The following is an 11,492-nucleotide window of genomic DNA, read 5'->3' on the forward strand; positions in this document are numbered from 1 at the left end:
GTTATGCTTACAATCAGTGAGTTTTCAAAGATCTCACATTTCACATTGAAGACTCTTCGTTATTATGATGAAATTGGACTTTTAAAACCTGCTTTCATAGACGCTAAAAACAACTATCGCTATTATAATATTTCTCAATTAGAAACAGCTTTATTGATTGCACGCTTAAAAAGCTATTTATTTTCATTAGAAGAAATTAAGGTTATTTTAGCTAACCGGGAGAATACCGAACTTCTTAACTCTAAAATGAAAAGCAAGCAAGAAAATCTGACACAGCAGATTACATTTTATTCTTCGTTGTTAAAAAAATTAAAGCATGATATTCAACTATTAGAAGAAGAGGAAAATATCATGGGTTATTTAGATCAGATTGAGGTTAAACTTGTGGACCACTTAACCTATCATATATTATCTCAACGAAAACAAATAAATACCGCTGATTTTCTATTACACTTTAATGAATTGTTTAGCAAAATTTTGTTTGAAAATTTATCATCTATTGCAAAGCCACTTGCTATTTTCCATAGTTCAGAATATGAACCTGAAAATTATGATGTAGAAATTGCGATACCCCTTGCAATGGCCACAAATAAAACAAGGGTGCTTAATCCTGGTCTTTGCGCAATGGCTACGCTTATTGGATCTTACGATGAATTACCTTCTATTCATACAAAGCTGCATGTTTGGATTGATGAAAATAACTTTAAACTGAACGGTGCTCCGTTTGAAGTTTATCAAACGGACCCCTATAGCACACCGGAGGAGAGTAATATCATTGAAGTATATTTTCCCATAGAATAAATGAAGGAGCGTCATACAATGTACGGTATAAAAAAACCAACGATAAAAGAAAAAATCTTGATTTTAGTTGCTGAGATTATCTATTTAATCATTGCCTATTATTTACTTTTCATTACCTATGACAAATCTGGCATTTCACTAGGGTTTTTTATTGCTTTAATTATTACAGCTTTACGATTAACAGCTATGATGTTTATATGGTTGCCTAGGGGTATTGCATGGCAAGAAGCCATCATGAACAGTATAGCTTTTGGGATTTATTATTTAGGTTTCCCCATTTTAATGATTACAAGTAATCAGGATGCAAACTTAACGGTACTTATTGTAGGCTGGATATTATTTTTAGGCGGCAGTATGTTAAACACAATTTCAGAGTTACTTAGAAAACCTTTTAAAGATAATCCTGTAAACCAAGGTAAACTATATACAGATGGTTTGTTTAAATATGCGATTCATATTAATTATCTTGGAGATTGCCTTTGGGTACTAGGCTTAGCGCTAATCTCTAACAATATTTATAGTTTGCTTATCCCTCTAGGTTTATTCTTAGTATTTGTTTTTGGCTATATTCCAAAATCTGATGATTACTTACAAAATAAGTACGGAGAACAATTTACACTATATAAGCAGACAACTAAAAAACTAGTTCCTTTTATTTGGTAAATAGCAACAAACTCTGAGAACGGAGTATTCAAGATCATCTATTGTATGGTGATCTTTTTTAACTTCTTTCAGAAAATGTTATATGTAGCGAAAGCAAAGCGTCAGCTACATATAACAACTGTAACTGACGCTTCGTATGTTTAAGATACCGTATCCCCTTGTATTGGCTCCTTACCATCTTTAAAAAGAATACGAATGGACTTTCCATATACCAGATCAGGGGAATCCATTACCTGAAAATGAATATGAGGTTCTGATGAATTACCAGAGTTTCCACATTTCCCAATAAGTTGCCCTTCTGTTACGTTATCGCCTGATTTTACTAAAATTGAGTTATTTTTAAAATGTGCAATCATACTAAATTCATGATTAGCATGTTCAATCACGACATAGTTTCCTGCTGGATTATGTTCATCCATTTCACCAGGCACATTATCTTTTATTCCATCTACAACTTTTACGACTTTACCATCTGCTGGCGCTATAAGATCTTCGTCAAAAGCATAAAAATCTTCATTTCGAATTTGGCTATTTTGATAAGATTCCCCATCTCGAACTTTTACTAAATCGTAAGCATATCGCTGACTTTCATATACATAATGATAATTTACAAATTCATTCGTACCACCCCAAACAACAAACCACTCATCTCTAATTGGCATTATGTATTTATTTTTCGTATATTGTTGGTCCGTTTTTGGATATGTAGTAAAAGGCTTTAAATAAAAACGCTGTATTTGATTGAGTTCATCAAAGGAAGCTACAACTACTTTCTCTCGTTTATCATCTGACCATACGTAATGTGTTAAATTTTGTAATATCGTCTTTGTTTCTAATTGATAATTTTCCACGCCACTATTAAAAGATGTGCTTAGCTCAATGAATTGTTCTAAAGTGACGATCTGCTGAAAGTCTTTTGATGTAGTATCATAAATTTTTTCGTAACCTTCTCTTAACCAAATATCTATGACTTCTTCTGGACTACCGAACTCCCTCACGACAACAACCCCCATTAATGTATAAATAAAACATTTAATTGTATTTACGAGGTTTAATTACAAAAAGTTTCAATAACTACTTTTTTTCTCATCGCCATAACGTGGTGTTGATTTCCGTTCCGACTGGGCGCTTTCCTTGGGGCGTCCGTGAGCCGCTTCACTGCAGGGCCCATCTGTGAGGCTACGCATTAAGAGAAACGTTAGAAACCATTGCTATAACAAGATTCCCCAACCACATTATGCTATACTATTTCTATTATCGAAATATTTGAAAAGAGGGATGCTAGATGACAAATTTACAGCAATTAGATGCGTATTTCTCAGAACATCGCGAAACACATTTAAATGAATTAAATGAATTTTTACGTATTCCAAGTATTAGTTCTTTATCAGAGCATAAAGGAGATATACAAAATGCCGCTGAGTGGCTAGCAAATGCTTTTAAAAAGCTAAATCTTGAGAATGTCTCTATTACGCAAACTGCAGGTCACCCTGTTGTTTATGCGGATTGGTTACACGCAGAGGATAAACCAACAATTCTATTTTACGGTCATTATGATGTACAACCGGTTGACCCACTAAATTTATGGGAAACAGAGCCATTCAACCCGACAATCCGAGACAACAAACTATTCGCTCGTGGTGCTAGTGACGATAAAGGGCAAGTGTTTATGCACTTAAAAATGATTGAAGCATTATTTGCAACAACTGGCACTTTACCAGTGAACGTGAAATTCATCTATGAAGGTGAAGAAGAAATTGGTAGTCCTAACCTTCCTGCCTATGTTGAAGAACATAAGGAGAAACTAGCTGCTGATCTAATTTTGATTTCTGATACAGGTTTATATGGCCCTGGTAAGCCTGCTGTATGCTATGGATTACGTGGCTTAACAGGTGTTCAAATTGATGTTCGTGGTGCAAAAGGCGACCTTCACTCTGGTCTTTACGGTGGCGGTGTCCAAAACGCTATTCATGCATTAGCTGACATTTTAGCATCCTTCCGCGATGAGCATGGCACAATTCAAGTTGAGGGCTTCTATGATAAAGTTTTACCATTATCGGAAGAGGAACGCGAAGCTTACCGTGCGCTTGGTTTCGATGAAGAATCCGTGAAGGAAGAAGTTGGCGTGAAAGAATTATTCGGTGAAGCTGGTTATTCCTATTTAGAACGTACTTGGGCACGCCCAACATTAGAGATCAATGGTGTGTTTGGTGGCTTCTCTGGCGAAGGCATTAAAACAGTGCTTCCTGCTGAGGCTGGCGCAAAAATCACATGCCGTCTAGTACCAAATCAAGAGCCTAATGAAATTGTAGCACTATTAAAAGCACATATTGAAAAACATAAGCCAACTGGCGTTGAAGTGACAATCTCTGAATTCGATAAAGGTCGCCCATTCTTAACACCATTTGATCATCCATTTATCCAAGCTGCTGGCCGCTCATACGAAAAAGTATATAATGTGCCAACTGCTTACACACGTGGAGGTGGATCAATCCCTATCGTAGCTGCCTTTGATGAAATTTTAGAATTGCCAGTAGTGCTAATGGGCTTCGGCTTATCAAGCGAAAACTTCCATGCACCAAATGAACACTTCCATTTAGAAAACTTCGATAAAGGATTACGCGTTTTAAGTGATTATTTATTCGAGGTAGCTGAATTACAAAAATAAATTAAATAAATCCCCTCGTCTATTTTAAACGAGGGGATTTTACTTTTGTTATTCTCCAAAAATTGAAACGATATCTACTGATTTTTTACGTTCTTTCCCTTTTGGTACTTCATCAAAATAGCCAACTTGTAGCATCGCGATCACGCGCTCACCTGGCTGAATCTTTAGAGCTTCACGGAATTTCGGGTTATCTAGGAACCCAGGTGTTTTCCAACATGAGCCGATTCCTCTATCCCAAGCTAGCAATTGCATATTTTGAATAAAAATACTTGCCGCTCCGTAATCTTCTAAACGCTCTTTTTGTCGAGCATCCTCTGGAACGATGACAAAAGCATAGCCACCCGGTAATGTAAATTTCGTCATTTGCTTCGCTAAATCTTCACTTGAAAGCTCCTGCCATTTCGGTATCGTTAGATCACGCAATAAATTATGAAGACCATCTAACTCCTTACCACATGCAACAACTAAACGCCAAGGCTCTCGATTTCCATGATTCGGTGCCCACACTGCATCGTCAATAATGGCCAATAAGTCTTCACGATCTACCGGCTGTCCATTAAACTTTTTAATAGATCGACGCTCAATAATCGCATCCCTAACAGATAAAATTTGTTCGCTCATTTACTCTTATCTCCTTCTAAACACTACAATAATTAAGATTTATCTTCATTCAGCAAATGTTTTATGTAACGTAAGTGAAACGGCCGTTACAAATCTCTCTTGTACCGAAAGCAAAGCGACAGGTACAGAAGACTAGACTCCCTTCTCTGAAAGTGATGAGATAAATTCAGATATAGTTCCTTTATTTGGTGTCCACATACCTACTGAATGAAGATAAAGCCTCCGGCGGATGTCACGAATTTTGTAATCACAATTCAAAATCCGGACGCAATTACGCCAAGGCAAAATTAATATCTTCTCTCTTTCACATTATCACAAAATAATGAGCTTTAACACTACTATCACCTTAAGCAAAACTATCTTCTATATGAATATAATGATAAGTCATGCTTGGCGTATAAGCCGTTGAATCTTCATAAAAATACGGTCGATTAATGCTATCTGAAGTGTGTGCATTAACATATGGAATACCATTTTGGATACTTGTCACAATTACGGAATGATCAACTCTTCCATCCCCTTGGAAATCATAAAAAATGATATCCCCAAGTTCTAATTCTTCCGCAGATTGTACACGCCTACCCTTCAATCCCGTTGTAGAGCCTTCCAAATACCATCTAAGGGAATGTGCAACAGACCAGCTAAAGCTCCAATTTCCATGTTGAACCCACCAACCTTTCCCTCTATTTGGAGCACCTCGCATCGGTGCTCCTCCAGCAAGTAAACATTGGGATATATAGTTCGTACAATCAACAGTAAAATTCGGAAATGCTGGATTACGCCTGTTCCACCACAAGTTTGCATACTGTACAGCGGCCTGTCTGTTATACATTTTTGCCACGCTTCCCCTCCTTAAGTTCAACATATGTATAATGAGGGATTTCTATTAGCTAGGTCCTTATTCATAAAAATGTCGAATGTGGTCTTATTTGGCACTATCATTGCCAATTTTGAGATAGTTTTTGCTACAATAAGGGTAAGGAATTATAGGCTTTTATATTACGAATCAGAAGGGATGTTGAAATTGAAGCAGCATGCTGAGAAAGAAATTATACAACCTACTCTTTTATGCGATAAAAAAGGTAATTTAAATCCAGCTGCCATTGGATTTGCTCGTAAACCTCTCATAAACAGCAATTTAAGTGGCCATATCATGCGCAAAAAGAAATGGAATTATTGGTGTGTCTATGGCGATGAGATCATCTTCTCAGCTACTATTAGCCATCTAGACTACGCAGCGGTCTGCTTCGTCTATTTCCTTGAATATGAAACACAGCGCTACTTTGAAAAAACAATTACAATTCCATTGGGTGGAAAGTTAAAAATGCCTACGCAGGTGCTAGATTCAGTATCCTTCAAAAATAGTGAAATGATGATTGATATGACATATGTACAAAATGAAACACATCTATCCGTTTCAATCCCAGACTTCGATGGAGATGTTTTACGTGCAAAGCTTGTCATTCAGCATCCGCCTACAGATGAGTCATTGAATGTAGTCATCCCTTGGAACCGTAAAACATTCCAATTCACAGGTAAGCATCATATACTCCCCACTTCTGGGTTTGTGACGATTGGTAATCGCCGTTTTATGTTTTCTCCTGAGGAAAACTTCTCTGTCCTAGAATACAGTCGTGGCGTTTGGCCCCGTGAATCCACATGGACTTGGGGAATGGCCTCACAGCGAGTTCGAGGCAGACGAATCGGACTCAATTTAGGGGGTAAATGGACAGACGGAACCGGAATGACGGAAAATGCTGTTTTCGTTGAAGGTAAAATGACAAAAATACATGAGGATGTACTGTTCAATTATAATCAAGAGGATTTAATGCAACGATGGAAAATTAAAACTAAATTCACGAACCAAGTTTCATTAACATTCTCCCCATTTTTCGAGCGTGTATCCGTCACAAAAGCTGGTCTCATAAAATCTGAAGTACATCAAATGTTTGGCTATTTCGACGGCTCCGTATTACTAGACAATGGCGAAACACTTGTCATCAAACAAATGCTAGGCAGTATCGAAGAAAACCGCGCAAAGTGGTAAGAACCAAAAATTAATGGCTTGCTATACTCTTCACATACTAGGATTTAACGCACTGATTCGCACACCTCAGCGCGTTAAATCCGAAAAAGCCCTTAATAGCGCCTTTTTCGGCGATTGGCGGTTTTATCCGCCGCTTTAGCTGGTTCTATCCTCGTCAATCTGTCGGGGCTGATTCTCGATTTTGGCTGTTCTATCCACGGCTTTGACGGTTCTATCCACGATTTCAGCTGTTCTATCCACGACTTTGACCATTCTTTCCGTCGTTCTGGACTTCCTATCCTTTACTTTGACTTTTCTACCGCTACTTTTGCCTTTCTATCCTTCGCTCTGTTGGGGCTATCCACTATTTTGGCTGCTCTATCCACGATTTCGGCGGTTCTATCCACGGTTTCAGCTGTTCTATCCACGACTTTGACCATTCTTTCCGTCGTTCTGGACTTCCTATCCTTTACTTTGACCATTCTACCCGTCACTTCGACTCTTCTTTCCGTCGCTCTAATTTCTATCCCCACCCCTGCCATTCAAACCTACTAATCAGTCAATCCAGATACTATCTTTTCCGGGTCGTCTGTAAATATTGCCTGTACACCAAGCTGCTGTAATTGCTTTGCATGCTCGACATCATTAACTGTATAGACACGGACAGTTGCTCCTTCATTAAGAGCTTCTTGAATGGATCTCCGAAATGCTGTAGGTAGGCTAACATGTATAGCATCTGCCGGTATTTGAGCTGTATAGCAGTTAAAATCAACTAAAATTTCTGCAAACAGTGCCGCTTTTTCAATATATGGTGCTCTTTGTGCGACGATCTGAATAGATTCATGATTAAAGGAGGAAATAATGACTCTCTCTGTCATTTGATATGCAGCGACCTCCTTAATTACAAGCGCTTCTATCCCGTTATATGGAAATATATCGGTTTTGAGCTCAATATTAATGCGGTGATTTGTGCCTGCAAATAGCTCTAAAACATCTCCTAGAGTTGGTATACTCTCCTCCTCAAATTTAGAAGAAAACCATGAACCATAATCAAATGCACGGAGCTCTTGTAGCGTGTAATCCTTTACGTAGCCAGAGCCATTAGATGTGCGATCGATCGTTTCATCATGAATAACGACTAACTCCCTATCCGCTGTTAAATGAACATCTAGTTCAATCCCTGTAATCGAAAGCTTTGATGCGGCCATAAAAGCAGCCATAGTGTTTTCTGGGTAATGTGCCGAAACGCCTCTATGGGAAAAAATATCCAAATTTGATAACCTCCTATCTCGCCCAACTCTCAACTCAGGTGGGCCATTAAAATTTCGATTTCTCTTCTTTCTTAATTAGCCTATTACAATTTCACTTGATGGTAAATATTATATATAGTAGTATGAGAATCTATTTGAAAATGCAAGTACTTAGGAGGTGCTAAAAAATGACTGCACAACATCCAGATTTTCAGGCTGAAGTGGAGCGGCTAGCTTACACTAAAAATTACATGCAGCAAATTTTAAATGAATCACAAAGAGGTTTGCAATCTGCTCAGGAGAATATTCGTAAGTCAATGGCAGATCTTGATTATTTAGATTCAAGTTTGGGCTATATTAATATTTTAGCAAATGCTCGTTTCTTTGAAATGGCCCGAAACCAAAAGGAAGGCTTAGAGGCTATTCAAAAAAAGCCTTACTTTGCCCGAATTCATTTCCAAAAGACAGGAGATCCTGAAGAATTTCTTTATATCGGAAAAACGTCTTTGTTTCATCGAGAAACCCATGAGCCTATAATAGTCGATTGGCGTTCACCGGTAGCAAACGTCTATTATGATGGTCGCCTTGGGGATATGGAATATGATGTTCGTGGAGAAATCCATAAGGGACATCTATTTGCCAAACGCCAATATAAAATTAATGATGGTGAATTGCTCGATTTACGGGATATTGATTTAACAACAAACGATGAATTACTGCAAGAAGCGTTAGCTGGAAAAGCAGATGTGCGTTTAACAGAAATTGTCTCCACTATTCAAAAGGAGCAAAACGAAATTATACGAGCACATCTTCGTCAGCCTATTATCGTACAAGGTGCTGCTGGTAGTGGAAAAACTACAATTGCCCTACACCGAATATCTTACTTCCTTTACACGATGGGCGAGCATTTTAACCCTGAGCAGCTTATGATTTTAGCACCGAATAAGTTATTTATCGATTATATTGGTGATGTTTTACCAGAGCTTGGTGTCGATAAAATTTGCCAAACAACCTTTTCCGATTACGTTCTAGCCGCGACGAAGCTAAAATTGAAACTTCAAAACCCAAATGAGCAGTTAGAATCTCTTGTTGCAGGAGAACCCCAACAGGTAGCTTCTTGGATATCTGAAATGAAGGGCTCGCTTTATTATCGGGATGTAATAGAAGGATACGTTCAAATAATCGAGCAGGAAATTGCCAACCAATTTGAGGATGTTTTCATAGAAAAATACTGCATTATGCGTGCATTCCATTTAAAGAAGCTATTTTTATATGAATTTTCTTATATGCCGATTGAAAAACGACTAGCACATATTAAAAAAGTGCTAGCAAGCCATGCTCGTCAAAAGAAACAGGCTATTTTAAATGCACTTCATAAAAAATATGATGAAGCACTTGGCAGAGCACTTGATGGATTTCGTGATGATGACAAACGGCGTCGGGTTGTCACGAAGTTTATTGATGAACGTGATGAACGCATTCCGGCCATTGAAAAAGAGGCAAAATCTACAGCAACAGTTTATATGCGACGCTTTGCTAAACATAACATCAAGACTCTCTATCGTACTCTTCTAACAAATGCTGAGCTTTTAGCAGAGCTTGCTCCAGAATGGCATTATCTTGAGCAACAGCAATTTTTACAGGCACATACTAAAGAACAATGGGCGCTTGAAGATTTAGCTGCAATTTATTATTTACAAGCTCGTATAAAGGGCATTCCTGATGAATGGAAAATGCGAGTCGTTTTCATCGATGAAGTACAGGACTATAGTTTATTTCAGCTTGCTGCTTTAAAGACTGGCCTTGAAACAGATATGTTTACAATGGTCGGTGATTTAGCACAAGGAATTCACAGCTATCGTTCTCTTACTGCCTGGGAACCTGTCCAAAATCTATTTCCTAGAGCAAGCTTTAGAACACTGCAAAAAAGCTATCGAACAACAATTGAAATTATGGAAGTCGCTAACAAAGTCTTAGCTCAAATGGATGAACAGCTTCCATTAGTAGAGCCAGTAGTTCGACATGGTAATGTCCCTACCTATATACAAGCTCAATCATTTGATGCCCTGCAAATGAAGGAAATTTTTGAAGCCATTCGAGCCAATGGACATCATTCCGTTGCTTTAATTTGCAAAACGACCGCAGAGGCAAAAACAATGCAGCAAGCATTAAAGGACAAAAAAATTGCTTCTCAGCTTCTAACTGAAAATGAGTCCATCAATCAGCAATTATTGCTCGTTGTTCCGAGTCATTTAGCAAAGGGCCTTGAATTTGATGCTGTGATCGTAGCTGCCTTCGATACACCTTTCTACGATACGAAGGTCGATCGCAAGCTACTTTATGTGGCACTCACTCGAGCCATGCACGAACTTTATTTAATTGGCCCAACAAAAAATACATTTCTATTAGAAAATGAACAGACATAATAATTGCGCTTTCGCTACTGTCGCTGCAAAAAACACTTACTGAAAGAAGATAAAAAAGTCGCTATTAAAGCGACTTTTTTGCATCGAACATTTAACTCATTTATCGATTCCGAGGCGGTATACGATAAAACCTCCCTCTGGATAAGTACGCCTTCACAACTTTCCACCATGACCTTGGTGCTTCCCTTGGAGGAGACTTCTTTTTAGGTAATGCCGGCATGCGCATGATAACGACTCCTTTCATAGGCTTACTAATACTATATGAAGATAGTTACAAATTTATGATAAAAAGGCCCCCAATATCTTACTGTAAATCCTCGGTTCATTCGTAAAAAACATGGCGGAATCTTAGCCATTTCTTGTACTATTTTTTTACTTATCCACAATAAAAAGAGAGATGTATCAAATATATGATTACATCCCTCTTTTTCACGTTCTATAAACCAAGTGCTCAAATATACGCTGTAAATTGTTTGCGTGTTAAGTTTTCATTTGGTCTAATTTTGCCGTTTTCATTTTATTGTCCGCCAGAGCGGTAATATACTCATTCGCCAGTGTGATGGATTGTTCTTGAAAAGCGAGCTTTGTCCAAGCAGTTGATATTCAAAAATTAAGGCTGCTTGGGTTGTTTCAAAGTGCCGGAGTCGTGCATTAGCTTTAAAGTACAATCAACTAGAAGAGGCAAGAAAAAGCTCTTGTGGCGCTTTCACATCGAATACTTTGGTTTTACATGCTATACATAAAGGAGCCATGCAAAGAACCGCGAATAAGTAAGTCTAACCAAAAAAAGATTTAATCGAAGTTAACTTGAACAGATACCTTGCTTTCTTGTTGGCACTTAATACTCCATACAGATCCTCATCTATTTTTAGAATACTAATAGGCCTAGAAATTATTTATTTTCACAGAAAAAAAAGCCGAGGAATTAAATCCTCGACTTTTTAGGTGCCTAGCGACGTCCTACTCTCACAGGGGGAAGCCCCCAACTACCATCGGCGCTAAAGAGCTTAACTTCCGTGTTCGGTATGGGAACGGGT

10 protein-coding genes and 1 rRNA gene are annotated in these 11,492 nt (G+C 38.1%); 5 read left to right on the top strand and 6 right to left on the bottom strand.

What is annotated here, in order from left to right; all coding sequences use genetic code 11:
• Nucleotides 1-3: 3 nt before the first annotated feature.
• Entirely contained in the window at nucleotides 4-801 is a 798-nt protein-coding gene (locus ACIPKN_RS23535; RefSeq protein ID WP_400940829.1) for a MerR family transcriptional regulator, read from the top strand.
• A gap of 18 nt (nucleotides 802-819) precedes the next feature.
• A complete protein-coding gene (locus ACIPKN_RS23540) occupies nucleotides 820-1,464 on the top strand; it encodes a methyltransferase family protein (RefSeq protein ID WP_400940832.1) in 645 nt (214 codons plus the stop codon).
• Nucleotides 1,465-1,604: 140 nt separating this feature from the next.
• Here the strand turns inward: ACIPKN_RS23540 and ACIPKN_RS23545 are convergent, their stop codons facing one another.
• Nucleotides 1,605-2,462 (bottom strand): M23 family metallopeptidase, encoded by an 858-nt coding sequence (locus ACIPKN_RS23545; RefSeq protein ID WP_400940834.1) that lies wholly within the window; start codon nucleotides 2,460-2,462, stop codon nucleotides 1,605-1,607.
• Between the two features lie 287 nt (nucleotides 2,463-2,749).
• On the opposite strand from ACIPKN_RS23545, the gene ACIPKN_RS23550 reads away from it, so the two are divergent.
• Nucleotides 2,750-4,132: a dipeptidase gene (locus tag ACIPKN_RS23550; protein WP_400940836.1), complete on the top strand. Its 1,383-nt coding sequence runs from the start codon at nucleotides 2,750-2,752 to the stop codon at nucleotides 4,130-4,132.
• A gap of 48 nt (nucleotides 4,133-4,180) precedes the next feature.
• Here ACIPKN_RS23550 and ACIPKN_RS23555 read toward each other — a convergent pair whose 3' ends face one another.
• Complete coding sequence (locus tag ACIPKN_RS23555) at nucleotides 4,181-4,753, bottom strand: nitroreductase family protein (protein WP_400940838.1); 573 nt, start codon at nucleotides 4,751-4,753, stop codon at nucleotides 4,181-4,183.
• A gap of 346 nt (nucleotides 4,754-5,099) precedes the next feature.
• Nucleotides 5,100-5,594 carry an amidase domain-containing protein gene (locus tag ACIPKN_RS23560; protein WP_132360098.1) on the bottom strand — a complete coding sequence of 165 codons (495 nt, stop codon included), beginning with the start codon at nucleotides 5,592-5,594 and terminating at the stop codon, nucleotides 5,100-5,102.
• Between the two features lie 183 nt (nucleotides 5,595-5,777).
• On the opposite strand from ACIPKN_RS23560, the gene ACIPKN_RS23565 reads away from it, so the two are divergent.
• Nucleotides 5,778-6,800 (top strand): DUF2804 domain-containing protein, encoded by a 1,023-nt coding sequence (locus tag ACIPKN_RS23565; protein WP_400940841.1) that lies wholly within the window; start codon nucleotides 5,778-5,780, stop codon nucleotides 6,798-6,800.
• A gap of 281 nt (nucleotides 6,801-7,081) precedes the next feature.
• Here ACIPKN_RS23565 and ACIPKN_RS23570 read toward each other — a convergent pair whose 3' ends face one another.
• Together ACIPKN_RS23570 and ACIPKN_RS23575 are read right to left on the bottom strand one after the other, a co-directional pair.
• Nucleotides 7,082-7,321 carry a hypothetical protein gene (locus ACIPKN_RS23570; RefSeq protein ID WP_400940844.1) on the bottom strand — a complete coding sequence of 80 codons (240 nt, stop codon included), beginning with the start codon at nucleotides 7,319-7,321 and terminating at the stop codon, nucleotides 7,082-7,084.
• Between the two features lie 9 nt (nucleotides 7,322-7,330).
• Nucleotides 7,331-8,050 (bottom strand): glycerophosphodiester phosphodiesterase, encoded by a 720-nt coding sequence (locus ACIPKN_RS23575; protein WP_142509474.1) that lies wholly within the window; start codon nucleotides 8,048-8,050, stop codon nucleotides 7,331-7,333.
• Between the two features lie 167 nt (nucleotides 8,051-8,217).
• Here ACIPKN_RS23575 and helD point away from each other — a divergent pair, with 167 nt between their 5' ends.
• On the top strand, nucleotides 8,218-10,455 hold the full coding sequence (gene helD, locus ACIPKN_RS23580; protein ID WP_400940847.1) for an RNA polymerase recycling motor HelD: 2,238 nt from the start codon (nucleotides 8,218-8,220) through the stop codon (nucleotides 10,453-10,455).
• A 947-nt stretch (nucleotides 10,456-11,402) separates the two neighbouring features.
• Here the strand turns inward: helD and rrf are convergent.
• A 5S ribosomal RNA gene (rrf, locus tag ACIPKN_RS23585) occupies nucleotides 11,403-11,492 on the bottom strand; the annotation flags it as partial.

Origin of the sequence: Lysinibacillus sp. NPDC086135 (assembly GCF_044746345.1) — a bacterium.
Classification (GTDB): domain Bacteria; phylum Bacillota; class Bacilli; order Bacillales_A; family Planococcaceae; genus Lysinibacillus.